This is a genomic window from Peptoniphilus pacaensis, assembly GCF_900088125.1.
GTDB classification, from domain to species: Bacteria; Bacillota; Clostridia; order Tissierellales; family Peptoniphilaceae; genus Aedoeadaptatus; species Aedoeadaptatus pacaensis.
Genome location: NZ_FLQT01000003.1, coordinates 1,220,722 through 1,246,680, shown reverse-complemented (window position 1 = coordinate 1,246,680; position 25,959 = coordinate 1,220,722). Strand labels below are relative to the sequence as shown.

Sequence of the window (25,959 nt, the reverse complement as noted above, 5' to 3'; positions counted from 1 at the left end):
AGACGGGCTCCTTTTTTCATGAAAAAATCGGCACGAATCCATCGTGCCGATTTTCCTTTCGGGATAAACTTGTGAAAATGTTCCGCCTCTTACTTGGCGATCTTCAGATCCAAGGGCAGTATGCGCAACCAAGTTTCGGCTTGCGTTCCCTTTTCACGTTGGTATTCGTGATTGTTGGCCGCTTCCATCACTTCACAATAAGCCCAGTGGCTGGGAGTGATGTCGGTGAATTGAATCAAATCCTTTGCCACGCCGGCCATGCCTTCCAAGGTCGTGCCGCGGTTGGCGTATTGATTCAAAATGCGCGCCACTTCGGCCCGTTGAATCTTGGCATCGGGACGGAAAGTGCCGTCGGGATAGCCGCTAATACGGTTGTTGCCGTAAGCTTGATTAATGGCATCTTCGTAGACGTGACCCTTCACGTCGGCGAAGGGAGCCACCGTGTCGTTCTTCTTGTCCACGTAGTACAGTGCCCGTGCAAATTCAGCCCGGGTAATGGGCTCGTTGGGACGGAAATTGCCGTCCTTGTCGGCAAACATCAATTCCATCTTCACTGCAATGTTAATGGCCGAGTTGTACCATGCGGAAGGCGTGTCCGCAAAATTCGGTTTCGAATCGTCGCTCATATCCAAGCCGGCCAAGCGGGCGATGAGAGCCGCCGCTTCGGCGCGGGTAATATTGCCTTCGGGACGCACGGTCTTGTCGGTGTAACCGTAAAGGTATCTGTAGTGACGACCGATTTCCATTTCCTTAGCTTCACTTCTCGGGAAGACGAAGCCGGGAGAATCGTTCCAGCGGGGAGCGTCCGGTTTCGAGGGATCTGCGGGAGACGCTTTAGCTTTCCAAATAGCTTTTACTACCGTATCGCCGTTGACAGTGATTTCAGTTCCCGGTGCGACTTCCTTGCCATCTACTTCCCAAGTTTTGAATTCTTGTTTGTCTGATGGTGCTTTGAAAGCATTGGATAGAATCTCATATTTAGCGCCCTTATTTACGGTCTTACCTGTCATTTCGCCGGTGCCTTTGTTGGCATCGTAGCTAACAGTTGCAGTTTCGAGAGTCTTGGTTGCCGGATCTGAATCGAGCTTATCGGTGTCGCCCTCAAGACCACCATTATCCTTTGCGGTTGCCTTGACAGTTCCACCAACTTCGATGTCTTCCACACTCAGAGTAATCACACCGGTGTTCTCATCAACGCTAGTTCCGCTCCATTTATTGGTTTGCAAATCTCGCGTTGCAGTTATGGTTTTATCGTTACCATCAGCATCCTTATAGGTCACGGTGTAAGACAGCAAATCGGTATCATCGCCAGGCTTTTCATAAGCCGGTGGGGTAATAGTTACTTCACCCTTATCCGTATCTACCGCAACTGTAGGTGGTTCTGGTTTAATGTTTTTTAAAAGGTCTTTGGCCGGGATTGTTATTTTTGGTTCAGCTCCATCTTTTATCTTAACTGAGCCATCTTCATTTTTTTCCGGAACAAATATCCCGCCATTGTTCCAGTCCCAATCACCTGCTACATCATTACCCCTAAATATCTTGACGTTTCCGCTGTCATCTATTTGTATAACTGCCGGTACTCCATCATAGTCTCCAGTTCCGTTTGGTAATTTAGATGTGCCATCTGGTGCTTTGTATGCTTCTTTAATAGCATTAACGATAGCTGTTTTATCATCTTCTGTTAATTTTCTAGGGTCTTTAACTTCTGTTTTTTCAGGTATTACCGGTTTAACAGTTGTTGTTGAACAAGATACAAATTTATGGGGTTCTTTTACGGAAACACCAACTATTTGATCGAGTTCTAAACTTTCCCCTGCTTGTAAAGTATAGGAAAAAGTTCCATCAGTTTTTAACGTTACATCGATCGGTTTAGATGAGTCTTTATCAACTGTACACTTATTTTCATTACAATATTGACCTAATTTATTCTTATTAACATTAAGGACTAATTGTACTTTTATGCCGTCAAAAGGTCCCGGTCCTGCCAGTTTTCCCTTAATTACATTGTCTACAATTGTAATACTGCCAAGAGTAGCTCCTCTCGAATGTTCTGTAACTTGTTTTATTTTTAAGTCTGGAGCTTCAACTTTACCTGATGTTGAACCATCATCGTAAGTTACTTCATAATAAGCATGTTCAGTACCATCAATAGAAAACTTAACTGATTTAATATCACCGGCTATATCAGTGTTTGCATCTTTCAACTTTTGAACAGCTTCTGCTTGTTCATCAGCGTTAACTATATTGGATGAAGTTTGTTCTATCCAAATTTCGCCTTGCGGCATTTTTAGCTTGTCTTTATTTTGTTTTGCAAGTGATACCATCGCATTGGCAGTTGTCACCGGTGAGCTTTGTCCATCAAACTCTTGATAAGCAGTAATCGTATCTCCTTCTGCAATTGTAACACCACCAGTTAAGTTTACTGTCCAGGTTGTTCCACTTTTCGGAGTAACGGAAACAGTGGCTTTTTCATTCCCACTACTATCCTTTAATGTTACATGAATTGTTCCTCTTGCATTCTTGCCATTAATTTTACCTCTATGGAGATTACCTCCAGAGATAGTATTTTTCCCTATAAATGCTTTTGTAATTGTAGGTGCTTCTATCCCAGCCGCCTGTACTTCCACCGCACCCAACACATTGGTCAGGATCATGACGAAAGCTAAAAAGCAGGCGCCCAAGGATTGGAACAGCTTTTTCCTCGCATCGTGTCGTGTCATTTTCTTACTCCCTCTCTTCTTTTTTCATCGGCGTATTTCTATGCCTTTTTCGACATTTTACATGCATCTTAACATACCAATGATATCGGATTTCCTTTGTTTATTCAAGGCTTGGGGCCCTTTACCGCGGTGATTTTCCATTACAATACCGTTACGATTACATATTAAGGGGTGCCGCTTTTTATTCCGGTTCCACCGGCGTATTTAATGTTTCGTTTTCGAAAAAGTCCGTGCCGTCTTCCACATTGCCTTGGAAGGCGCCGAAGGTGGAGATGTAGTTTTCTCCGTCGACGGTGTAATGGACCTCCACCTGCAGGTATTCCAGGAAGTCTTTTTCGTATTGGCGGCTGTAGCGCTTGGTGGTGTAGCTGTAGCCCAAGTCCCCTTCGTCTTTCGGCTCGCCTGTAATAACCCGCGTCTTTTGGGGATCGTCGTAGTGGGAGGCGTGGGCGATAATTTTAATGCTTGCCTTTTCAGGCTTCACGGGCTTTTCGTCTTTTTCGAATTGAAAAAAGATTTTCGGATCTTTGTTCAGGGAAAGATAGGGAATGTCGCCTTCGATCTTTCCGTCGATGGTATCCCGCACCTTGGCCAGTTGATTGTCCGTCAGGGCAAGGTAGTCTTTTTCTTTAAAGGTTCTGATAATGGGCTTGCGCTCGTCCCACGCCACCACGGCGTCCATGCGCATGCCGTCCACCGTTTCATTGCGCCGAAAGTCCGGCGTCGGCGAGAAGGCATAAGACAAAAAGGCCGCAAAAGCCACCCCCGCCGCAAAAAGAATCCCCAGGGCGATCAAAACTTTCTTTCTCATGGCCCACCTCCTTTCTCTTTATTTTACTCTTTTTTACCGCAATAAAAAACCGGCCCGAGGCCGGTGTTTTACAGATTGATTAGATGGGTGGCCACTTCGAAGTAGATCAACAGGGCGAAGGTGTCCACCAAGGTGGTAATGATGGGCCCCGCCATGACCGTCGGGTCCACGTTTACCTTGTCGGCGATCAGGGGCAGGACGCCACCGATGATTTTCGACAGGGTGACGGTTAAGAGCAAGGTGGCGGACACGGTGAGGCTGATGGCCAGGCCGTGGTCTCCCAAAAGGGTCATGCGGACGAAGTTTACCGCCACCAAGATGGTGCCGGTGATGATGCCCACTTTCAGCTCTTTGCTCATAACGGCAAAAATGTTTTTGAAGTGGACCTTCCCCGTGTACAGGGCCCGAATCACCGTGGTGGATGATTGGGTGCCGGCGTTTCCGCCGCTGTCCATGAGCATGGGGATGTAGGCGGCGAGGGCCACGCTGGATGCCAACAGGGACTCGTAGCGCTGGATGATAAAGCCCGTCATGGTGGCCGTAATCAAACAGATGATGAGCCAGGTGGTGCGGCCTTTGGCGATGGCGAAGCTGGAGCGTTCCAGATAGTCTTCGTCGGAGGTGTCCTGTACCCCGTGGATATTGGACAAGTCTTCTTCGTACTCTTCGTGCATGATGTCGATGGCATCTTCCAAGGGGACGGTACCGATGAGGCGCCCCTCGGAGTCGGTGACGGGGATTTCGGAAAGGTCGTAGCGGTAAGCGAGCTTTGCGACGATTTCCTGGTCGTCCAATGCCTCTACGGTGCGAGGCAAGGGATTGAGCAGATCTTCCACGGACTCATCTTTGTAGCGCATGACATCGGCCAGGTAGACGTAGCCCAAAAGCACCAGGGAGTCGTCGGTGATCCAGATTTGCTCCAGCTTGTCGCCGTCCAGGGGCGAGCGCAGCACCCGCTCCAGAATGTATTCCGCGCCGGATGAGGCTTTGATGGAGAGAAACTCCACGGTCATAATGGCGCCGACACTGTCTTCCGGATAGCCTAAGAGTTTGTTGACGATGACGCGGCGCTCCCCGGTAACGAATTCGTCCATGAGACGGCGCACCATATTGGCGGGGAGCTCCTGCAAGGTGTCCACCAGCTCGTCTTCGTCGAGCTCTTTAATCAGGGAGCGAATGGCGTCGTCGGTGTAGCTGTCGATGAGATCGCGCTTGGTATCGGCGTCCAATTCGGCAAAGGTATCCGCCGCCTTGTCTTTCTCCAATAGCTTCAGCCACAGGGCCACGGACACCGGGTCCATGTCCCGCAGGCGATCCGCCAAGTCCACCGGGTCCATTTGATTGATTTCGATTTTTAAGGATTTAATTGCATCCACGTCGTAATTTCGTGTCACGCCATCCCCCCTCTTCTCAAGAAAAAAGGATCGAGCACACTCAATCCTTTTGAATATATCGTTCTTTTCAGTCTATGATGAGTATAACACAGAACGAATGCTTTCCATAATCTCACCGATAAAAAACGGACCGAGCCAATCGATCCGTAAAAATAAAAACGACCGAGGCGCGTTTGCGCTTCGGCCGCTTGTGCATGGTCGAGATGACAGGATTTGAACCTGCGACCCCATGTCCCCCAGACATGTACGCTACCAAACTGCGCCACATCTCGATGCAACAATGGTATTATAACAACTTTACGACCTCTTTGCAAGTGGGCTTGTCTATATTTTTATTTTTTCGCCGAAGCTCTTCTATCATGCACTCTTATCGTGTACAATAGGAACGATGAACGGAGGGGAGTTTATGAGTTTAAGAGTAGACGGAAGGGCCATTTTGGAATTGTTGGCCGAAAACAAATCGGAGTCGGCGCAGTTGTATCGCCGCTTTACCGCCGATAATGAGCTCGGCGGTCCTTTTTTCGAAGCCATGGCGGAAAATTGTGATGAGATGCACGATGTTTTCCTGGCCTTGGCGAAGCAGGCCGAGGCCGACGGCGGTTGGGTGGTGGAAGAAAGCGACCACCACTATTTCCGCCTGCGTCTGGAGCGCACCTTTTTGTCGGATCCCGCCAAGTTCCGGGAGAGGGCGGATAAAGCGCAAAGCCGGATGGATGTGTTGGAGCTGGCGGAGCGCGTGGAGTGCAATACTTTGGAGATTCTGCGGGAGCTGGATGATATCGTCCCCCGCTTTGCGCCGAAAGAATTAAAGGCCATCGAGACGCAGACCAAGGTCCATTTGAAAAAGATTACGGAGGGCATCCGCAGTCTGTCGTAATATCGGGCGCCGCCCAAAGCAAAAGCGAAGGATTTTTCCTTCGCTTTTTTACGTGTGGTCCCTTAGTTCGCGATAGGCTTTAAAGCTTTTCACATCGTCGAAGTTCAAAAAGGGGTTCACGGCTTTTTCTTTTTTTATGGTGGTGGGCAAGGTAGTCTTCCCCGCTTCCCGCAGCTTCCGCACTCGAGCCAGCTCTTCTTTCACCGCCTTGGAGGGGTAGGCCTTCACCGTTTGCTCCAAATTGGAGAGGGAGTATTCGTGGGCGGGGTAGATTTTGGTGTCCTCGTCCAGTTTTTTTAGTTCCTCGAGGGTGTGAAACATGGCGTCGTAGTCGCCGCTAAAGACGCGGCCGCAGCTGGAAAGAAAGAGGGTGTCGCCGATAAAGAGATGCTCTTTCATTTGATAGGCCACGTGTCCCGCCGTATGGCCCGGCGTGGCCATGACTTTCACTTCTTCGCCGAGAAGGGAGAGCGCCTCGCCGCCTTTTACGATTTCCGTAGCCACGCCCGTTTCCTTGGGGCCGTAGACCGGGGCGGGGTGGGCTGCGATAAGCTTCCTCACGCCGCCGATGTGGTCTTGGTGCTTGTGGGTCAGGAGCACGGCTTCAAGAATGTAGCCTTTGCTTTTTATGATCTGAAGGAGCAGATCCGCTTCCGAGGGATCTACGACGACGATGCGATTATTTTTTTCGATGATCCAAATGTAATTGTCCGACAGTGCCGGCAGGGGCATAATATTCATTTTATTCACCTCCTTGGATTCATACCCTTCGCCGACTTTTCTCCACAATAAAAAAACGCCGCCGAAGCGACGTTTTTGTCTTTACAGCATTTCGATAAATGCGGTTAAGCGGGTGTTCAATTGGCCGACGTCTGCTTGAGAGTAGTCGGTTTCTACTGCGAGGTAGGGAATGTTCTTTTCTTCGTTGCAGAATTTTTGAATCGAAGAGGATTCGATATTATAGGTGTGGCATGCGGTTAAGACGATTTCGACCACGCCGTCTGCTTTGTATTTGTCGATGAGGTAGCTCAGCAGTTCGTAGCGGTTCGGGTTCGGCGTCATAACGGAGCAGCCGATGTTGATGTAGCGTTCGGCAAGTGCATCGAGCAACTCGTCAATGGTTTCGCCGCTTTCGTCGACGAAGTATTGGGATTGTTTTTCGCCGATGCAGTTTTCGAAGCTGACGACGACGGCGCCGTTGTCTTCCAATGCCTTAATAACTTTTTGCGGAGCGCCGCCGGAGGGGCAACCGGTAATTAAGATTCTCGGTTTCTTTTCACGTTTCGACGGATCGTATTCGCTCATAATCTTTTCTTTCAGATTGCCTAATTCTTCGGGAATGGCTTCTTTGTTGAAATTATAGAAGTTGGAGTTTAATACGGTGTGGATGTCGAAGCCGTTGACGGGGGTCGGTTCGTTTTCCATGACTTCGCAAAGCTCTTGTCTTGCGCGACGAATGTCGTTGGTCATGACGATGGCTTTTTTCAAATCTTCGTAGGTGAGTTTTCTGTCGAAGCGTTTTTCAAGGAAGTCAACGACTTTGTGAACTTCTTTTTTCCACAGTTCGCGGGCGTCGGCGGATTGGGAGTTGGGAAGTTCCATGATGTAGACGTCTTTGAAGTCGCTCATCATTTCGTACATTTTTTTCTTGCCGTCGCAAGTGGTTTCGCCGATGACTACGTCGGAGAAGTGGAAGAAGGGGCATTTGTCGGTTTTACCGAAACCGTAGCTGGATTTAATTAAGGGGCAGAGGTTCTTCGGAAGGTCTTTTTCCGCTTCGGCAATGGTTTCATCGCTGGTGGAGCAGAGGCCCACGGTAGCGATGCCCATGGCGTTGGCGACTTCTTGGGGGAAGTAGGTACAGTAGGTGCCTACGACGGGGATATCTTGATCTTTGATCTTTTTCACGTTCATGAAGCCGGTTTTTCTTGCATCGGCAAATTCGTCAAAAATTTTCGGTAAGTCCTTAATAATTTCTTTCATGTTTTTCCTCCTATATTCGCAATGGCTTAGTTTCTGATTTTCTTTTCCTTCGCCAACATGGCTGCGCCGATGGCGCCGGCAAATTGGCCTTTTTCGCTTCCGATGACATGGCGATCCAATTTCTTCGAGAGTATCTCTGCGAAATAAGGTACTTGGCTTAAACCGCCGGTCAAGATGACTTTTTCGGGAAAATCCATGCGGCCGGTGAGGGCCACAACTTTGTTGGCGACCGAGTCGACGACACCTGCGGCGATGTCTTCGCGATCCCGGCCTTCGCCGATGTAGCTGATGATTTCCGATTCGGCAAAGACGGTGCAAAGGGAGCTGATGGCGATCTCTTCCCCTTCTTTCGCCAAGTCGAAAAGTTCGTTAATGTCCACGGCCAAACGGTTCGCCATGACTTCCAAAAATTTACCCGTACCGGCGGAGCATTTGTCATTCATTAAGAAGTCTTTGACCATGCCGTTTTCCACCAGGATCACTTTCGTGTCCTGACCGCCGACGTCGATCACGCCTACATCCCCGCCGGCGAGCTCTCTGGCGCCTCGGCCGTGGCAGGTAATTTCGGTGATGACGAAATCGGCGAAGTCGACGGAAATGCGGCCGTAGCCTGTGGCCACGACGCGCACGTCGTCGCTTCTGACGTCGATCCCTTGACGCATGAGGTGATTTTCAATGCCCCGCGCCGTTTCCACCGAACTCCAACCTGTGGGCTGAACGAAGTGGATGTCTTTGTCGCCAAAGCCCCACACTTTCGCAGCCGTCGATCCGATGTCGATTCCGATAAATTCCAAGGCATTACTCCTTCCAGTGTAAAATCTTGGTAAAATCCAATTCCTTCTCTTCGATTAAGGCAGTGAGGGCCGCCTCTTCCTCCAAGGCGTGTTTCCACGCATAACCGCAACCGGCGGAAAGGGCATCGGGCAGGGGGATCAATTTCCCGTCCAGGCCCGCCGCTTCCACGGCCTCTTCCATGGCCATGGCGTCGGTTACGTTTTCAAAGGTGACGATAAGCGTCTCACTCATAGGCAGACTCCTTTCTGATTTCCTCCAAAGCACGAAGGGCCGCATCGACTTCTTCTTCCGTGGTGAAGTAGGAAAAAGAAAAGCGTACCGCGCCCGTGTTCCGGGTGCCCATGGCCTCGTGGATCAAGGGGGCGCAGTGAGCGCCGGTGCGAACCACGATGCCGTAGCGGGATTCCAGCTTCTCTCCGACCACCGAGGAAGGCATGCCCTGAATGTTCAGGCTGACGACGGCGGTCTTCTTTTTGGGATCTTTGGAGCCGTAGACGGTAATGTTGTCCATGGCGGAAAGACCTTCCAAGAAGCGGATCAGCAAGGCCTCTTCGTGGGCATGAATCTTGTCGATCCCCACACCTTTTAAAAAGGTCAGCGCGCCGTGGAGCCCGGCAATGCCGTGGCCGTTTTGCGTGCCCGCTTCCAAACGGGTGGGCATGGCTTCGGGGTGATGCTTGTTGTAGGAATCGATTCCGCTTCCGCCTACCTTAAAGGGCTTCACGTCCACGCCTTCTCTGACGTAAATGCCGCCGGTCCCTTGGGGTCCTAAAAGGGATTTGTGTCCCGTAAAGGCCAGAATGTCGATGTGGCACTTTTCCACGTCGATGGGAACGACCCCCGCCGTTTGGCTGGCATCCACAATAAAGAGGAGGCCGTGGGCGCAGCAAAAGGCACCGATCTTCTCGATGTCCAGGACATTGCCTGTCACATTGGACGCGTGATTGGCAATCACCGCCTTGGTGTTGGGCTTCAAGAGCCCTTCAAGGCCCGTGAGGTCTACTTCTTCCTCATGGGTCACGGGCAAGAAGTCCAGCTCGCAACCGATGCGGTACAGGGGCCTTAAAACGGAATTGTGTTCCGTCACCGTGGTGATCACGTGATCGCCCTTTTCAATGGTGCCGTTGATGGCCGCATTCAGCGCCTCTGTGGCATTGAGGGCAAAAGCAATATGCTTGGCCCCCTCACCGTGAAAAAGATCCGAAAGCATCACGCGGGTTCTGTACTCCACGCGGGCCGCCTCGAGGGCGCTTTGTCCCGTGCCTCGGCCGGCGTTGCCCAGGGAATTGAGAGCGCTTAAAATGCCCTCTTCCACTTCCTTCGGCTTCTTCATGGACGTGGCCGCATTATCTAAATAGATCATAGATACCTCCTTTCGAATCTATGTCTAATATAGCAAATTCCACCTAAGTATTGGATAAAAAATCAGCTTATTCGAAAATTCTATGGATGCGTTTTCGTATCATCTTTTTCTATCGCCCTGCATTTTAAAAAGGTTTTATGACTCTCCGTCCTTACTCTTTACGCCTGATGGGTATGAAAATCTTCGACCCTATATTTTTGCAAGAAAAAAAGACGTCCTTGCGGAGAACGTCTTTTTTATTTCCCTATTTTATTCCGGTTGTGCAGCGCCGGTGGGGCATACAGCGGAGCAGGATCCGCAGTCGATGCAAGCACTTGCGTCGATGGAATAGATGTCGCCTTCGGAAATGCAGTCAACGGGACATTCGGGTTTGCAAGCGCCACAAGCGATGCAGTCGTCAGAAATTTTATGTGCCATAATGATACCTCCATGAATTTATTTAGGTATGTGCAGCGTGCTTAACCTAAACACTCTATGTTTGCTTTCTGGAATCATTATATCATTACCGCCATGTATTTCAAGGTCTAATTGAAAATAATACAATCTTTTCCGCCGATTTTTCACATATCATAGTAAATCACTTTGAATTTTGCAGTGCAGCTCCAATAAAAAAGGATGCCGAAGCATCCTCTTTATCATTTACTATTAGTGGCTATGGCTGTGGCTGTGCTCGTGGTCGTGATCACAGCTCGCCGTACCGCAGTGGGAGCAACCGCAACAGCTGCCCTCTTCGCGGGACTTGCGCATGGATCTAACGGCACCGAAGACGGCTAAGCCGACGACGGCCAATACAATAATGGTTCCCATAGTATCTCCTTAATTTAATTGTTCGCGACCGATGGGTACGTCCTTGACTCGGGGTTTTCTCACAATGGCCCAAATAATTCCTGCCAAGAGGACGAAGGCCACGCCGGTCCATACAGTGAAGGATCCGCCGGTCAACAGTGATCCGATTTGGAAGACGATGAGGGCGATGGCATAAGCGAAGCCCGTTTGAAAAGTCAGGGCGAAGGCGGTCCAGAATTTCGATTGCATTTCCTCGCGAATGGCGCCGGTGGCGGCGAAGCAAGGAACGTTTAATTGGTTAAAGAGCATAAATGCCAATGCGCCGAGGAAGGTAAATTGGGTGGCGACGAAGGCGTTTAAGCTGGCACCTTCGGCGACACCGTTGATGATGCCGTAGGTGGATACGACGGCTTCCTTGGCCACGAGGCCGGTAATGCTTGCCACGGTGGCTTGCCATGTGCCGAAGCCCAAGGGAATGAAGATGGGGGCAATGACTTTACCCAGCGCGGCGAGAATGCTGTCTTGGTTTTCCGCAAATTCTACGAATTCGCCGTGGACGGAAATGTTTTGCAAGAACCAAATGATGATACTTGCGACGAGAATAATGGTCCCGGCCTTTTTAACGAAGGCTTTGCAGCGGCTCCATACGCTCTTAAAGACATTTTCTGCCGAGGGAATGTGGTATTCCGGAAGTTCCATAACGAAGGGTGCCGGATCGCCTTGGAAGATCGAAGTCTTCTTGAGCATTAAGCCCGCAATAATAACGGCGATGATACCCGAGAAGTAAGCGATGGGCAAGAAGTACCAGAAGCCGAAAGAGGCGACGAAGAGGCCGATAAGGTTCACTTTTGCCCCGCAAGGCATAAAGCTTGCCACGACGACGGTCATGCGGCGGTCGTTTTCGTTTTCGATGGTACGTGTGGCCATGACGCCGGGGACGGAGCAGCCGGTACCGATAAGAATCGGAATGAAGCTCTTGCCCGAGAGGCCGAATTTTCTAAAGATTCTGTCTAAGATAAAGGCGATACGGGACATGTAGCCCACATCTTCCATAATGGCGAGGAAGAAGTACAGGGTGGCGATCAAAGGCAAAAAGCCCAAGACGGCGCTGACCCCGGCGACAATCCCGTCCATAACCAAGGATTCCAGCCACGGTGCCGTGTCCATAGAGGAAACCACATTGTTGATGGCATCGGCAACGTAGGTGCCCAGCAGGGTGTCGTTGACCCAGTCGGTAACGGGGCCGCCGACCAGCTTGGCACTGATGTAGTAGACGCCGGTCATAATGATGATGAAGATGGGCAGTGCCAGGATGCGGTTGGTGACCACGGCGTCGATTTTGTCGCTGGTGGTCATGCCCCGCTTACCTTGCTTATAATTGCCTGCGACGATACCGGCAATGGCGTTGTAGCGCATTTCCGTCATAATACCTTCGCCGTCGTCTTCGTAATATTCTTCCAGTTCCGTAATGACGTCTGCAATCTTCTTTTCTTCATCGGCGCTCAGATTCAGCCCGAGCTTTTGATCGCCTTCGATGAGCTTCAAGGCATAGAAGCGCTTGGCGTCTAATGCGCCCACGGAGGGGGCGATGTCGTAAATGGACTTCGCCGCATCTTCCAAGTGCTCGTCGTAGTAAACGTTGTTTTCAGCGGCGGTGCCGTGGACTTTTTTCGCCATTTCCATGAGCCCGTCGAGATTTTCTTTCTTCAATGCGGAAATTTCAACCACCGGTGCGCCCAATGCCTTTTCCAGGCCGGAGCGGTCGATGACGTCGCCCTTGTTACGAACCACGTCCATGCGGTTCACGGCGACGACCACGGGAATGCCCAGATCCAAGAGTTGGGTGGTTAGGTAAAGGTTACGCTCTAAGTTGACCCCGTCGATAATGTTGATGATGACTTCCGGTTTTTCATTTAATAAATACTTCCGGCTGACCACTTCTTCCAATGTGTAAGGGCTCAAACTGTAGATACCGGGAAGGTCCGTAATGGTGACGTCAGTGTCTTTTCTATACTTGCCTTCCTTTTTTTCCACGGTGACGCCGGGCCAGTTTCCGACAAATTGGTGGGAACCGGTCAGAGCGTTAAATAAGGTCGTCTTCCCGCTGTTCGGGTTACCCGCTAATGCTATTCTCACGCTTCTTCCTCCTTCGGTCCTTGAATTTCTTCTACTTGCACCAACTCCGCATCGCCTTTTCTAAGGCTTAACTCGTAGCCGCGGACGGTGAGTTGAATGGGATCTCCCAAGGGCGCGAACTTTCTCACGAAGATTTCCGTGCCCTTTGTAATGCCCATGTCCATAATGCGGCGCTTCAAGGGGCCCTGCCCGTTGATTTTTTTCACCACGTAATACTTGTCTACCGACGCTTCATTTAAATTCATACAACACCTCACACAGTTACTCGAATGCATTCAGCCAAATCTTTGCCCAGGCCGACGCGCACACCTTTGATAATGACGATCACCGAACCCTGCACGTCGGATACGACGCGGCATATGGCACCTTCCACGAAACCCATGTTCTGCAAGTGGGTCACCTGGCTTTTGTCCAATTTTTGGTCCCGTATTCTCAACACTTTCAAATCCACGTTTTTCGGCGCAACAACTAAGTTCATATATAGCTCCTTACAATAACGATTATCAGCGAAGGGCCAAAAGAAAAAGGCTCTTACCTTCCAATGAAAACACCTCTCATCGCAGAGATTATAACACCCGGTGTATTTCTTTTCAAGGAAGTAAGAAAGGCTCTCATTCTAATTTATAATCAAAACAATCGTCAAAGCCCCTTTTCGCCGCAGAATCTTTCCTTAAATAAACCCGGGTTAATTCTTGTCGGCTTGTTCGTGGATTTGTCGAGATTTTCTTAGCTCACGTAAACCCGGGTTAATTGTTCTCGACTTTTTTATGGCGCTGTTAAAAATTTCTTTTCTCAAATAAAAAAACACGCGGTTGACCCGCGCGCTTTTACGAGAATGTGAAGTACAAAAAGACGATGAGGCCCAGAACGATTCGGTAGGTGCCGAAGATTCTGAAGTCCCGCTTCCTGATGTAGTCCATGAATTTTTGAATGACCACCACGGCCACGACGAAGCTCACCACGGCGCCCAGGGCGATTAAAAACCATTGGTAGGCGCTGAAGGCCAGGCCGTTTTTCACGATTTTTAATAAGGTGGCGCCGAACATGGTGGGAATGGCGAGGAAGAATGAAAATTCCGCCGCCGCCCCGCGGCTCGCGCCGAGGAGCAGGGCCCCTAAGATCGTGGCGGCGCTTCGGCTGGTGCCGGGCACCATGGCCAAACATTGAAAGAGGCCGATGGCGAAGGCCATGGCATAGGGGATGTTTTCTACCCTGCTCACTTTCGCCTTCACATGCTTGCTTTCGTTTCGATTTTCGATGACGAGAATGAGAATCCCGTAGATGAGCAAGGTGGCTGCCACCACTTGGGGCTTAAAGAGATGCTCGTCGATAAAGTCGTCGAACAGAAAGCCCAACACCGCCGAGGGAATCACCCCGACGATGACTTTCAGCCAGAGGGCGAAGGTGTCTTTTTCCGCTACGACTTTTCCCTCTTCCCGCTTAAAGGGCCAGAGCTTCCAAAAGTACAGCACCACCACGGCCAATATGGCGCCGAGCTGGATGCAGACGTCGAAGGCGTTTTGAAAGCTTTGGGGCTCGAGGCCGATAAATTCGTGGGCCAGAATCAAATGGCCCGTGCTGGAGATGGGAAGAAATTCCGTTACCCCTTCCACGATTCCCAGCAATATAACTTTTATAATATCCATAGTTCCTCCCTAGGCCTGCAGATTGACAAACTTCGTGTATTCGCCTTTAAACAGGAGTTCCACCGTGCCCGTGGGGCCGTTTCGGTGCTTGGCGAGGATCAGCTCGCCCAAGCCCTGTTTTTCCGTGTCGGGATTGTAGTATTCGTCCCGATAGAGAAACATGACGATGTCCGCGTCCTGCTCAATGGCCCCGGACTCCCGAAGGTCCGAAAGGATGGGCCGGTGATCGGCGCGCATTTCCGGCGCACGGGAGAGTTGGGACAGGGCGATGACCGGCACGTCCAGTTCCTTGGCGATGCCCTTTAATTGACGGGAGATGGCGGAAATTTCCTGTTGCCTGCTCTCGGCACGGCCGCCCACTTCCATGAGCTGCAGGTAGTCGATGACCACGAGGTCCAATCCTTTTTCCGCCTTTAAGCGGCGGCACTTGGCCTTTACTTCCAGAGGGGTAATCCCCGCCGTGTCGTCGATGTAGATGGCCATTTCGTTCATATAGGTCATGGTCTCGATGACTTTGGACCATTCCTCCGTAGTCAGGTCCCCGGAAATAATTTTCATGAGGTCCACGTGGCTTAAGGACGACAGGATCCGCTGAGACAATTGATTGCGGCTCATTTCCAAAGAGAACATGGCCACGGTGGCCCCGGCCTTTAAGGCGGAGTTGGTGGCGATATTCACCATGAGGGCGGTCTTTCCCATGGAGGGGCGGGCGGCGAGAAGAACCAGATCCGCCTTCTGCATGCCCGATGTCTTTCGGTCCAGATCGATAAAGCCCGTGGTGAGCCCCGTGAGGCCTCCCTTGTTTTCCGAGCGCTTCTGCATGACGTCGAAAGTGGTGATCATGACCTCGCCCATGTCCATCAGGCCGTTTCGTTGATTGTCCTGGGTAATGTCGAAAATGGATTTCTCCGCCTTTTCGATAATGGCGCCCACGTCGTCGTCGTCCCGATAGCTGTCTTCCACGATGTCGCTGCCCGCGCGAATTAACGCCCGCAGCGTGGACTTCTCTTTAATAATATTGGCATAGGCTTCCGTATTGCTCACGGCGCCTGCGCCGGAGGTGAGTCTGCCTAAATAAGTATAGCCGCCGACGGCCTCCAACTGCCCGTTCTTTTTCAGAAAATCGGATAGGGTGATCATGTCGGCGGGCTCGTTTTTGTTGTAGAGGCGCAAAATGCCTTCGAAGATGGCCTTGTGGCTGTCGTAGTAAAAGTCCTCGGCGTGGATGATCTCCACCGCCGTGGTAATGGCACTTTTGTCCAACAGCATGGCGCCTAAAACCGACGCCTCCGCCTGTTCGTCATAGGGCGGCGTCCGACCCTCCGCGCGATCGACCATTATTCCGCGTCGATGACCAGATCCACGTCGGCGGAAACATCGCCGTATAATTTGACGACGACTTGGTGTTTGCCCGTGGTCTTAATATTTTCCGCAAGGACGATTTTCTTCTTGTCGATCTTCACGCCGAAAATATCGTTCATGCGATCGGCGATGTCTTTTGCCGTAATGGCGCCGAATAATTTGCCGTTGGCGCCGCCCTTGGCCTTTAAGTCCACCACCTTGGATTCCAATTGCTTCTTTTGCTCTTCGGCTTCGGCGATGCGGGCCGCTTCGTCGGCGGCTTCCTTCGCCTTCATTTCTTTCCAGTTTTTCATATTTTCAGGCGTGGCTTCCACAGCCGCCTTGTTCGGGAAGAGGAAATTTCTGGCATAACCGCTCTTGGCGTCCACTAAGTCCCCTTCTTTTCCTAATTTGTCTACGTTTTTTAATAAGATGACTTTCATGCTTCCTTTTCTCCTTTATCTTTTTCTAAATAATCGGAAATGGCCTCAACTAATTGTTGTTCCACTTCGTCGATGTCGTCGCTTTTCACTTGGGCTCCGGCCATATTTAAGTGGCCGCCGCCGCCTAATTGTTCAAGAATCAGCTGCACGCTGATGTCGCCGAAGCTTCGGCCGGAAATGTGGATCACGTCTTTCTTCTTGTTCAGGACGAAGGAGGCTTTCACGCCGTGAATCCCCAAAAGTTCGTCGGCGGCTTGGGCACTGACGAGGACGGAATTAGGCATGTCCTCCGCCAGTTTGGAAATGGCGATATTGTCGAAAATAATTCGGGCATTGTGGACCACTTCCGCCCGGGAAATAATGGTGTCGTAATCGTCTTCGAAAAAAAACCGCACCTGGCTCATGTCCGCCCCGGCACGCTTTAATACCGACGCCGCTTCAAAGGTGCGCACCCCGGTTTTAAAGGTAAAGTTCTTCGTATCCACGACGACGCCGCTCATGAGGGCGTTGGCCTCGAAATTGGTCAGCTCCGTGTCGTCGTACATGTAGGTGAGCATTTCCGTAATGAGCTCGCAGGTGGAAGAGGCGTAGGGCTCTACATAGGAGAGCAAGGGATTGCTGACGAATTCCCCGCCTCGGCGGTGGTGGTCGATGACCACGACATTGGCCGTGCGCTCCAGAAGGGGCGGATGCTCCGTAAAAGAGGGCTTGTGATTGTCCACGAGGATCACCAAGTCCCTTTGGCGAATCAATTCCTCGGCCCGCTCGCCGGTAATGATGCGCTTGTACAGCTCCGGCTCGTCCCGCTTCATGACCTTCACCAAAACCTCGATGGAAGGATTCACATCGCCTAAGACGATGTAGCCTTCTTTCTCTTGATTGGATACGGCACGCATGACGCCGACAGCGGCGCCGATGGCATCCATATCCGCGTTTTTATGACCCATGACAAAGACCCGGGGCGATTTGTCGATAAGCTGTCTGAGGGCGATGCCCAGCACACGAGCCTTGACCTTGTTTCGCTTTTCCACGGCCTTGGATTTGCCGCCGAAATAGGTGTAGGTGTCGTCGCTTCTCAGGGCCACTTGGTCGCCACCGCGGCCCAGGGCTACGTCTAAGCAGGTGTCCGCTTCTTTATAGGCCTCGGTAAAGGGCAGGCCCGGGCGACTGACGCCGGCGGAAATGGTGACACTCGCCGAGGTGCCCGCGTCGATTTCCCGGATCTCGTCTAAAATGTCAAACTTCTGCTCTAAAATCACTTCCATATCGGATTTGCGCATGACCACCAGATACATATCTTCTTGGAACTTTCGCACCAAGGCTTCCTTGGAACGGAAGTATTCGTTGATGCGATGGTCGATTTCCGCAATGAGCAGGGGCTTTTTCGACGTAGGCGCCGCGTCCACCACTTCGTCGAAATTGTCTACCTCCACGATAAGTACCACGCCGGCATTGTCTTCATAGAGCTTTTCCATATGCTTGTACTGGCTGTGATCCACGAAGTAAAAGAGGGAGAGCGCGTCTTCCTTGCCGCCTCGCTGTAATTCCACATGGGTATTAAAGACCCGGTAGGGCACCTCTTTGATCTCCACGGTGGCGCCGTTTTCTATCGGCTTTAAAGCCTTGCCTTCCCCTGCAAAGTCTTCCACATAGGCGGTCAGGGACTTGCCCTTTAAGACATCCGTGTCGAAAATATCGGCGAAGAGGGAATTGTGCCACACGATGTTGCCCGTTTCGTCGGTGACCACCAGGGGAAAGGGCATGGAAAAAATAGTCCGCTCCGTGATCTTTTCGAAATCCTTGTGCAGATTCTTAAAATGATCTTTAAAGCGGCTGTTGTACTTCTTTACATTGCTGTAGGCATAGGAGCCCGTAAAGGCCAAAAACACCGCACCAATAGTTCCCAGAACGGGATTGTAGAAAAACAGGGCGATGGTCAATAGGGCGATCACCGCCAGGTAGAAGTAAAAATCTTTTAATGAAAAGGACTCATTCATAATCTACACTCCCTCTATGCCGCGCACGTCGATGAATTGATCGAGCAGCCCCAGTGCCGCCAGACCCATTTGCCCGACGGGTACCACTAAAATAAAAAGCATAAGCATGCCTCGCACAAAGGGCGAGGGAAAGAAACGAAGCAGGTAGTAGTTCACGATGCTCATGCCTTGAAAGGCCAATAGACTCACGAGAACCACCAGCCCGTTTAAAAGATAGGGCTCGATTCCCAGAGAGAAAAAGTAATTCATGGCTGCCGTCGTCGCCAAGAGACCCAGGGAAAGAAAGACCAAGGGCCGGGGCAAGTGCATGAGAAAAAAGGGCTCGGGGCAGATGACCTTTTCGCCGCTGATGCGCATATTCCGCCCGCTGATGCGGTAGGAAATATACACGATGCCCAAGCCGGAAAGAAGGGCGAAGGCGGGCAGCAAGGTCACGGCCCGGCTCACGGCGGTCTTTAATGTCAGGGCGATGCGGGATTTTTCCACATCGGTGAGCGCCGCCTTTTGGACGATCTCCCCTTGGATCCCGTTGATGTTTTCGACAAAGGCGCCGGATTCAATGGCCTGAAGGGTGCCCGTTTGGTATAGGATAAGCCCCAAGCTCACGAGAAAGAGCACGGTTCCCACCGCCATGGTGGTCTCCACACTTCTGTCCGTGCGCATGCAGTAGTCTAATATTAAAATCAATGGCCCCATAACGGTTAAAAGGGACAGGCCCAGAATGGGGTCTGTGAGAAAACCGATTAAGGCACAGGCGCCGACAAAGACGGCGGAAATGGGAAGCACGCCTTGAATGCGCATTTCCGATAAAAACAGTGCCGGTATAAAGGCAAATAATACGGGCACAAAGAGCCCGCCTATAACCAGCAAAACAGAATATAAAAGCAGCTTGAGCGCGCGCAAGCCGTAAGTTTTCCGATACAATCTATCACCTCATATCAGGTTATTTTACCATATTTCCGCAGTTTACGCCATTGGCGGCCATTCTCCTCTTTCGAACATAAAAATAGGTCTCAAGGCCCTCGGCACTTGAAACCTATTTTAAACAATTGGAGGTCTTTAATATTTATTTATTGTGATCCATGTTGTAGAGAACTTGCGCTACTTGTGCGCGGGTAAAGCCGGATTTCGGTCTAAAGGCTCCGTCGTCCATGCCCTTGACGATTCCCAGCTTCGTCATGTGTTGCACTGCCTCTTTTGCCCATGGAGCAATGGTTCCATCATCAGTAAAGTTCTTGCTTTCTTTTTCGGAAAACTTTTTATTCGTTACTTGTAAGAACTTGTCCATGATAACGGCCATTTCCTCGCGAGTGATGGGTCGCTTCGGATCGAATTTTCCTTGGCCGACGCCTTGCACAATGCCGTTTTCACTCGCCCAGTTGACATAGGCGGCGTAGTAGCCTCCGTTAACGTCTTTAAACGCATTCTTCATAAACTTGCTTTGGTCGATGCCCGCCATACGTCCCAGGACGGTGACGAAGTCCGCACGGGTAATGGATTGCTCGGGCGCAAAGCGATTGCCGCCAACGCCTTTAAAGTATCCTTTGCTGACAACATAGTTAATAGACTCTTTCGCCCAGTGGTTGACAGTGTCGCTGAAGTTTGCTTCGGGCGCTTTCGGTGACTCCGTATTCTTTTGGCTCTTTTCGGGTTCCGTTTGTTTTCCTTCAGATTTCGACGATGCCCCAGAGAAATACCATCCGCCTCCGGAATAACCCGGCTTCACATCAGGTTTTTTCGTATCCGGCTTCACATCAGGCTTCGGCGTATCCGGTTTTTCTTCAGGCGTCGGGGCTTTCTTTTGTACTAAAGCTCCTTTTGCCTGTTGCAGCTTTGTAAGTGCCAGTTCCACATCCTCTTTGGTTGCGGTGCTCTTTGCTGAAACAGCCTTCGCATCTTTTAATGCCGCAATAAAATCGCTCTTACCTTTTTCTTCATATCGGCTTAGATCCAGAGCATCACATTCGGCGATCAGTTGATTCAATGCCTTTTTGTCCACTTTGGGCGCAGGTTGTGCCGGCGTTTTTCCGCCGCCATCGACAACAAAGTCTGCCGATGCCTTGCCCTTCATTCCCTTTGCTCCAACGGTTACTGTCAATCTAAAGGTCTTGTTCACATCATTCATATCCACGGGAATATCAAATGCCGCAGGCTTCGTTTGAGTCACACCGCCGACGGTCACCTCTGTCGTCTTCGACGGCACGAGGGTTTCACCTTTATAGGCCATGTCGGTAACGTAGATTTCTTCGCTTGCATCTTGCAGTTCTACTCTGAAGAAAGCCTTTCCGTCTTTGACGATTAACTGTGCCGGATGCTTAAAGACCTTACCCATCATGGCGTCGACATCGCTATTCGTCTGTTTCCAAGTAAATTCAACTTGGTAAATAGCCTCTTGAACGGCAGGTGCTTCCATTTTTTCCCAGCGAGCGGTTAACCTTTTGTCGCCGTTAACAGGTTTTGTAAAGTCGAATTTTTCCTCGCCGTCGAACCAGCCCTTGAAAACATAGGTAACCTCGCCTACCTTGACTTTTGAAGCATTTTCTTCAAAGCCGGCGGGGGCGGAAATCGCCGAGCCTTTTTCGACGGTAACGGCAGCTGGCGCCGTTCCCTTGTCGCTCACAAAGGTGACGGTTACTTTTTCCTTGGGTGCTTGCTTTTCTACAAGTCCCTCTTTTGCCGCCTTCAAATCCTTTAAGGCATTGGCGACATCTTCCTTCGTTGCCATGTCGTCATTGGCTACGGTTCTCGCTTCGTTTAGCTTCTTGTCAAATTCCGTTTTGCTTTCATCGGTATACTTGCTGAGATCCATGCCTTCACATTCGCGGATAAGGTCTTTCAGCTTCGTCTTGTCCACTTTTGCCGGTGCTTCGCCTTCTTTTACCATGGCCTTCATGGCGGTGTCCAAGGCCTTGGTCAGCTCAGGCGCCTTATACCCGGCTTTAATGCCTTTTTCTTTTGCTTCCTTAATCCACTTCTTCGCATCCTTAATCTTGACATCCAGATTATCTTTGCTGTCTTGCGTGTATTGGCCGCTCATCATGGCGGAAGCTTTTTCGACTTTGGCTTCTAAGGCCGAGGTGTCGTAGCGCAGATTATCGTCGATGGCTTTAATGGCGTCGTAAGCTTCTTTTATCTCCTCGTATGTCTTGGCCTTTTGCAGGGCTTTTTTGCCTTGCGTAATGACCGCTTCATACTTCGCAATGGAAGCCGCCGTATATTTGCCTTGCTCTTGTTTGAATTCTCTTAAATTCGCCTCCAGCTGTGCCAGATGCACGCGGTAAATTTCATCGGCAAATTTCACGGCGCTGCCCGCTTTATCCAAGTCGCTGTAAACGGCTTTGACCTCTTGAATGGTGGCGTCGCCATTTTTGATCACTGCTTTTGCCTTTTCAAGATTTGCCTGTAATCCCTTAATTAAATCTTGATTGACGCCTTGTGCACCATTCGCCAGCATCTCATAAACTTTGACGGCATCGATCAATTGCCCTTTGTCCACCTTGTACGTGTTTTCGTTAAAGCCGTCGGTCGCCGATTTCCAGTCGATGGCGATGCGCGCTGCCGGTGAATGGACCTCCGGCCCGAGAGATGTCTTGTAAGACACGATTACCGGAACAAAACGCTCATTTTCAGTCACTTCGATTTTTACACGGGTGGGTGAGGTAAATGTATTTGTTCCGATCTTTACCTCGTGTTCCGCCAACACTTGTGCCTTTTTCTTTTCGCCATTAATCGTGTAGGTCAGCTCTGTAATGGCTCCGGTGGATTGATAATCGCCGTTGATCATGTCGACCCATTGCATTTCCAAATACCACTTGCCGTTTTCTTTGGTAAGCTTTCCTTGATTCCAAAGGGCACTGTGGGCCATGGACGGCTCATCTTTATTTTCTTTATACAGCTGAATGTTGACGGTCTTCGTCGCTTCAATATGAGCGTTCGGATCCTCTATGTCGGGGGATGCTTGGAATTCTTCTACGGCTGCTTGTAAGGTCTTTAAGGCAGCATCGACTTTATCTTGGCTGTCTGCGTTCAAGCCCTTTTTCGCTTCTTGAATGGCAATGGCAAGCTTTTCATTAACTTCTTCTGCCTTCTTCGTTGCTTTTAAGAGCTTCTCCGCCTTGTCGATTTCAGCTTGTAAGGCTTCAGTCTTAAAGACATCTTTCGATGCTCCATAGGTTTTCACTGCGGTATTTAATTTTTCAACCGCTTCATCGATTTTATCTTGTTCCGTAAAGTCCATTGCCTTTTTCGCTTCGGCAATGGCCGCACGCAACTTATCCTTTTCCTCTTTCGACTTATTCTTTTCCAGCGCCTTTTCAGCCTTTTCAATGGCATCTTCCAGGGCCGTCTTGGTGACGTCGCCGGGTTGTTTTTCCTTTAGGTCCTTTAGTGCTTCTTTGATGTAGTAAACCCACGAGTCGTAAAGGGTTGTATCCAAATTTGCGCCGCTTACATCATCGCCTTTAACTTCGGCCAAATATGCCTTGGCTCCATGAGAATTTCTTAAAACCATGGGCTGCATTTGACCCGGGTTGAAGGCATCGTCGGCACTGGCTCGGCGAAGGGCTCGGTCTTTTCCGTTGTAGCCATAAAGAATTTCTCTAAGTGCTTTCACGCCGGCATCTTGATACTTTCCGGAATTGATTTTTTGCTCCGCCTCGTTGATTAACTCTTCCAGTTCCGTATAATCCAAACGCAAATACTCATACACACTGAGCATCGCATCATGGTTTTGAGCCACGCGTTCTCGCTCCATTGGCGCATTCATTTGATCCCGAACGCCTTTGATAATGCCCTCGATCTTCTCAAGGGATGCCTTTGTAAAGTGACCGTCGGATTTATACTTATCTAAATTCTTCTCTGCGCCGTGGAACGTATTGCTAAAACTTACCCAAGGCAAAATCGCTTCCGAAAGATTGTCCAATTGTTGGATGGTGCGCCGAATTTGTTCCGCATCCTTTTCGTTTACCTTTTCCGACTTTTGCAACGATTCCTTAACGGCTTCTTTGATCGCCACTTGCCTCGAAGACTGCTCTGCCTCTTCCGGCGATTCAAAGAAATCGCCCACTTTTATAACCTCAGGCAATAATTTATCCACCGCGGCGGCATTTACCTTTAATTCGCTTCGACGTTTTGCCAAGGTATCTGAAAGTAACTTCAGTTCCTCTTCTCCGGTTTTACTTTCCGCCTTTTTAATGCGCAGACGCACAATATCCCCGGTCTTTTGTTTGTCCCTATTCGTATGGCCGATGACGATATCCGTAGTGACATTAATCGTATCGCCCCGTGCGATGTCGTACTTCATTACGAAAGTTTTCGGAATACTCACGCGTTCAGAAGCACTTTCCGCTACAAGCTCGCGTTCCTCTTTTTTTGTAATATCCACCGGTTTGTACGTTCCGCCCGTTGCGTAGTTAATCATGGCTACATAGGACTTCACTTTCGCTCCCGCCATTTCAGGCATCGCCGTAAAAGTAAGGGTCTTCTTAACCGGATCGTAGGTGACTTTATCGGACACCAACTGCTCCATGTAGGTCTTGCCGGCGCCGTTTTGATTTTCGTAGCTTACCTTTACATCATAAGGGGCTGTTTCCGGCTTTTCTTCCGCACCGCCGAGCAATTTTTTCTTGTCCATGTCCAAGGTGAACTGCACGTTCGGTTTCTCTTCAATGCCCAAGCGCTCCGCATTGTAGTATTTTACGTGAAGATACATTCCAAGACTGTTGTCCGGATCTATAAATTCGATGGTTTTTGCGATTTTATGTCCGCTCTCTTCACCTGCGGTTTCAGTCACCGTACCTGTTTTATCTGCATAATTCGACGTATTTGATTTCGCTTCCTTGACAAAATTATCCCCGTCCTTCTTAAAGGAGAAAATGTATTTCTTTTCCGAGGGAATGTATTTTACAGGCCCATCTAAGCACTTCATAATCGCCGTATCTCGACAGGTCACAGGCACTTCATAGATCGCTTTCGACGGTTTTTTCGCGTCATCGTCTTTAATTTCCGGCGGCGTCATGCCGGGCTTCGCCTTTAAATTTGCAATTGCCCTTTCCAACAGACGATAGTGATCCTCCGTTTCGTCCAAAGCGGGCGAATAGGTCTTGTTGGCTTCCACCCACTTCTTCGCCTTGGCTTCAGCCGTCTTAAACTCAAAAAAGGACTCTTCTTCGTAATACGCCGCCTCGTACTTTTCCGCCTTCTTCAAAAGCTTATCCAGTTTTTTCGTCGTATATTTAAGCACTTGATTTTGTCCGGCACTTTGGACGTCGCTAATCGCCGCCACCAGCTGGACGACATTCATGTCCGCCGCATCTTTTTGGAGCTTTTCCAGATACTTCTTAAAGGCATCCAAACTTTCCTTCGTGTATTTCTTTTCGTTGTAAATCGTGCCGGATTTTAAGTCCTCCAACGCCACATGAATGTAGCCGCTCAAAATTTCTCTTAAGGTAAATTCATTTTCCGTTTCGTAAATGGGTTGAGCGTACTTCAATGCTTCCGTCATCGAAGGCGCATCGGAATTTCTCAATGCATTCAGCTTGACAATACTTTGGCGTATCGTCTTAATCTTTTCCAAATCCTTCGGCGCACGGCTGTCCAAGTAACTGCCTATTAAAATATCGCCGCGCTTGATCCAATACTTGATCCGCGCCTTGGTTTTTTTCTCGTAACGTTTATAATTTGACGACGACTTTTTCATATTTTTATAATCAATGTCGATGCCGAATTTTCCCGTTTTTTGGGTGACACCTTGATTATCCACATAAGTCATCCCCTCGACGACCAATTGCGATCCGTCCAATTCCGCAGGAATAGGAATGGCCACTAAATTCGTTTTCGTCGGATCTTGTGCATCCCCCGAGCCGAGAGAAACGCGGATTTCTTTTCCCGCCACATTTTTTATGAGCATGGAATTGATTTTGGACACCTTTTTTTGGTTGGCGACAAACAACACTTCCAGCTCGTTGCCCCACTTCACCACTTCCATTTCTTGGAACAGATCCTTTACGTCCTGTTTTTCCGTGCCTAAATTTTGATACACATTCGTCTGTCCATCTTGGGAAATCAGCTGCACATCCACCAAACGGTACGTACCCGTATAATCCCCGTCATCCTTCAATTGAGGGCTGCTGTTCAGTGCGTAGATCTGCAAGACCATGTTTAACTCATCCAAGAGGCGATCGGCCACATTCTGATCCAAACTGTTCACGTGTTCTTTCGCCCGCGTCGCTAAGGAATAAATCTCATACCAATGGGTTGCTTTTAGCTGATCCGGCGTTAAAATATAGCCGTCTTTGCCGTAAAGCTTTCCCTTGCCTTCTACATCTTCGTAGTCACTGAGATCGATGCCCGGCGTATAAGTAGAGTTATGCTTCGGCGCTAAGTAATCGGTGCCCAACAAATGCTTTTGAATGGCGGGGTTTTTTAGTATGTCATCCGCCTTTGACACTATCGCCTGCTTTGTTTCTTCTTTCGCCGGCGTAAAAGCGAAAATCGGTTGAGCCGAGCTCATGACCGTTAACAAAGCCATGGCTAAGCTGATTTTTTGTTTTCCTTTCATTCTATCCTCCTACTGGTTATTAACGAAACCGAGTGTATCAAACTGGTTTCGATTTTTACCTGATAACATTTATCATTTATAGGGTAATAGATAGCTTTTCCCCTGTCAA

20 protein-coding genes and 1 tRNA gene are annotated in these 25,959 nt (G+C 49.8%); 1 reads left to right on the top strand and 20 read right to left on the bottom strand.

Annotated features, from left to right (window positions below; all coding sequences use genetic code 11):
* Positions 1-89: 89 nt before the first annotated feature.
* The 4 genes from BN7444_RS09525 to BN7444_RS05935 form a co-directional block, all read right to left on the bottom strand.
* On the bottom strand, positions 90-2,720 hold the full coding sequence (locus tag BN7444_RS09525) for an S-layer homology domain-containing protein (protein WP_245654202.1): 2,631 nt from the start codon (positions 2,718-2,720) through the stop codon (positions 90-92).
* Positions 2,721-2,901: 181 nt separating this feature from the next.
* Entirely contained in the window at positions 2,902-3,531 is a 630-nt protein-coding gene (locus BN7444_RS05945) for a hypothetical protein (RefSeq protein ID WP_068457102.1), read from the bottom strand.
* 68 nt (positions 3,532-3,599) lie between these two features.
* The gene (gene mgtE / locus BN7444_RS05940) at positions 3,600-4,925 is read right to left on the bottom strand and encodes a magnesium transporter (protein ID WP_082941292.1); all 1,326 of its coding nucleotides are present in this window, start codon (positions 4,923-4,925) and stop codon (positions 3,600-3,602) included.
* A 195-nt stretch (positions 4,926-5,120) separates the two neighbouring features.
* Positions 5,121-5,197: transfer RNA gene (locus BN7444_RS05935), tRNA-Pro, on the bottom strand.
* A 134-nt stretch (positions 5,198-5,331) separates the two neighbouring features.
* Between BN7444_RS05935 and BN7444_RS05930 the strand changes: the two genes are divergently transcribed.
* Positions 5,332-5,802 carry a hypothetical protein gene (locus BN7444_RS05930; protein ID WP_068457099.1) on the top strand — a complete coding sequence of 157 codons (471 nt, stop codon included), beginning with the start codon at positions 5,332-5,334 and terminating at the stop codon, positions 5,800-5,802.
* A gap of 48 nt (positions 5,803-5,850) precedes the next feature.
* Here BN7444_RS05930 and gloB read toward each other — a convergent pair whose 3' ends face one another.
* From gloB to BN7444_RS05860, 16 genes are all read right to left on the bottom strand, one after another.
* Positions 5,851-6,543 (bottom strand): hydroxyacylglutathione hydrolase, encoded by a 693-nt coding sequence (gene gloB, locus BN7444_RS05925; protein ID WP_068457097.1) that lies wholly within the window; start codon positions 6,541-6,543, stop codon positions 5,851-5,853.
* Between the two features lie 81 nt (positions 6,544-6,624).
* Complete coding sequence (locus BN7444_RS05920; RefSeq protein WP_068457094.1) at positions 6,625-7,785, bottom strand: double-cubane-cluster-containing anaerobic reductase; 1,161 nt, start codon at positions 7,783-7,785, stop codon at positions 6,625-6,627.
* A gap of 26 nt (positions 7,786-7,811) precedes the next feature.
* Entirely contained in the window at positions 7,812-8,579 is a 768-nt protein-coding gene (locus BN7444_RS05915) for an acyl-CoA dehydratase activase (protein WP_068457093.1), read from the bottom strand.
* A gap of 4 nt (positions 8,580-8,583) precedes the next feature.
* On the bottom strand, positions 8,584-8,811 hold the full coding sequence (locus BN7444_RS05910; RefSeq protein ID WP_068457090.1) for a putative Se/S carrier protein: 228 nt from the start codon (positions 8,809-8,811) through the stop codon (positions 8,584-8,586).
* The gene (locus tag BN7444_RS05905; protein ID WP_068457087.1) at positions 8,804-9,943 is read right to left on the bottom strand and encodes an aminotransferase class V-fold PLP-dependent enzyme; all 1,140 of its coding nucleotides are present in this window, start codon (positions 9,941-9,943) and stop codon (positions 8,804-8,806) included. Before BN7444_RS05905 ends, BN7444_RS05910 begins: the two co-directional genes overlap by 8 nt.
* A gap of 249 nt (positions 9,944-10,192) precedes the next feature.
* Complete coding sequence (locus BN7444_RS09155) at positions 10,193-10,360, bottom strand: DUF362 domain-containing protein (protein ID WP_082941291.1); 168 nt, start codon at positions 10,358-10,360, stop codon at positions 10,193-10,195.
* A gap of 228 nt (positions 10,361-10,588) precedes the next feature.
* Complete coding sequence (locus tag BN7444_RS09150; protein ID WP_082941290.1) at positions 10,589-10,750, bottom strand: FeoB-associated Cys-rich membrane protein; 162 nt, start codon at positions 10,748-10,750, stop codon at positions 10,589-10,591.
* Positions 10,751-10,759: 9 nt separating this feature from the next.
* Positions 10,760-12,865: a ferrous iron transport protein B gene (gene feoB / locus BN7444_RS05900; RefSeq protein ID WP_068457085.1), complete on the bottom strand. Its 2,106-nt coding sequence runs from the start codon at positions 12,863-12,865 to the stop codon at positions 10,760-10,762.
* Complete coding sequence (locus BN7444_RS05895; protein ID WP_068457082.1) at positions 12,862-13,110, bottom strand: FeoA family protein; 249 nt, start codon at positions 13,108-13,110, stop codon at positions 12,862-12,864. Before BN7444_RS05895 ends, feoB begins: the two co-directional genes overlap by 4 nt.
* Positions 13,111-13,118: 8 nt before the next feature.
* Positions 13,119-13,343, bottom strand: coding sequence for a FeoA family protein (locus tag BN7444_RS05890; protein WP_068457078.1), 225 nt, complete (start codon positions 13,341-13,343; stop codon positions 13,119-13,121).
* 349 nt (positions 13,344-13,692) lie between these two features.
* Entirely contained in the window at positions 13,693-14,511 is an 819-nt protein-coding gene (locus BN7444_RS05885) for an undecaprenyl-diphosphate phosphatase (protein ID WP_068457076.1), read from the bottom strand.
* A gap of 9 nt (positions 14,512-14,520) precedes the next feature.
* Complete coding sequence (gene dnaB / locus BN7444_RS05880) at positions 14,521-15,849, bottom strand: replicative DNA helicase (RefSeq protein ID WP_068457072.1); 1,329 nt, start codon at positions 15,847-15,849, stop codon at positions 14,521-14,523.
* Positions 15,849-16,295: a 50S ribosomal protein L9 gene (gene rplI / locus BN7444_RS05875; protein WP_068457068.1), complete on the bottom strand. Its 447-nt coding sequence runs from the start codon at positions 16,293-16,295 to the stop codon at positions 15,849-15,851. The genes dnaB and rplI overlap by 1 nt, the downstream gene beginning before the upstream one ends.
* Positions 16,292-18,292: a DHH family phosphoesterase gene (locus BN7444_RS05870; RefSeq protein ID WP_068457065.1), complete on the bottom strand. Its 2,001-nt coding sequence runs from the start codon at positions 18,290-18,292 to the stop codon at positions 16,292-16,294. Before BN7444_RS05870 ends, rplI begins: the two co-directional genes overlap by 4 nt.
* 3 nt (positions 18,293-18,295) lie before the next feature.
* A complete protein-coding gene (locus tag BN7444_RS05865; RefSeq protein ID WP_281189586.1) occupies positions 18,296-19,162 on the bottom strand; it encodes a DUF2232 domain-containing protein in 867 nt (288 codons plus the stop codon).
* Between the two features lie 196 nt (positions 19,163-19,358).
* The gene (locus tag BN7444_RS05860) at positions 19,359-25,850 is read right to left on the bottom strand and encodes an S-layer homology domain-containing protein (RefSeq protein WP_068457060.1); all 6,492 of its coding nucleotides are present in this window, start codon (positions 25,848-25,850) and stop codon (positions 19,359-19,361) included.
* Positions 25,851-25,959 lie beyond the last annotated feature (109 nt).

Bases quoted from the DNA above. Each gene is read 5' to 3' on its own strand.
- BN7444_RS05945 (WP_068457102.1), bottom strand. From the start codon at position 3,531: ATGAGAAAGAAAGTTTTGATCGCCCTGGGGATTCTTTTTGCGGCGGGG.
- gloB (WP_068457097.1), bottom strand. From the start codon at position 6,543: ATGAATATTATGCCCCTGCCGGCACTGTCGGACAATTACATTTGGATC.
- BN7444_RS05905 (WP_068457087.1), bottom strand. From the start codon at position 9,943: ATGATCTATTTAGATAATGCGGCCACGTCCATGAAGAAGCCGAAGGAA.
- BN7444_RS05910 (WP_068457090.1), bottom strand. From the start codon at position 8,811: ATGAGTGAGACGCTTATCGTCACCTTTGAAAACGTAACCGACGCCATG.
- BN7444_RS05920 (WP_068457094.1), bottom strand. From the start codon at position 7,785: ATGAAAGAAATTATTAAGGACTTACCGAAAATTTTTGACGAATTTGCC.
- BN7444_RS05930 (WP_068457099.1), top strand. From the start codon at position 5,332: ATGAGTTTAAGAGTAGACGGAAGGGCCATTTTGGAATTGTTGGCCGAA.
- BN7444_RS09150 (WP_082941290.1), bottom strand. From the start codon at position 10,750: ATGGGAACCATTATTGTATTGGCCGTCGTCGGCTTAGCCGTCTTCGGT.
- BN7444_RS05890 (WP_068457078.1), bottom strand. From the start codon at position 13,343: ATGAACTTAGTTGTTGCGCCGAAAAACGTGGATTTGAAAGTGTTGAGA.
- BN7444_RS05870 (WP_068457065.1), bottom strand. From the start codon at position 18,292: ATGAATGAGTCCTTTTCATTAAAAGATTTTTACTTCTACCTGGCGGTG.
- BN7444_RS05895 (WP_068457082.1), bottom strand. From the start codon at position 13,110: ATGAATTTAAATGAAGCGTCGGTAGACAAGTATTACGTGGTGAAAAAA.
- dnaB (WP_068457072.1), bottom strand. From the start codon at position 15,849: ATGGTCGATCGCGCGGAGGGTCGGACGCCGCCCTATGACGAACAGGCG.
- BN7444_RS09525 (WP_245654202.1), bottom strand. From the start codon at position 2,720: ATGACACGACACGATGCGAGGAAAAAGCTGTTCCAATCCTTGGGCGCC.
- BN7444_RS05860 (WP_068457060.1), bottom strand. From the start codon at position 25,850: ATGAAAGGAAAACAAAAAATCAGCTTAGCCATGGCTTTGTTAACGGTC.
- BN7444_RS09155 (WP_082941291.1), bottom strand. From the start codon at position 10,360: ATGGCACATAAAATTTCTGACGACTGCATCGCTTGTGGCGCTTGCAAA.
- rplI (WP_068457068.1), bottom strand. From the start codon at position 16,295: ATGAAAGTCATCTTATTAAAAAACGTAGACAAATTAGGAAAAGAAGGG.
- BN7444_RS05885 (WP_068457076.1), bottom strand. From the start codon at position 14,511: ATGGATATTATAAAAGTTATATTGCTGGGAATCGTGGAAGGGGTAACG.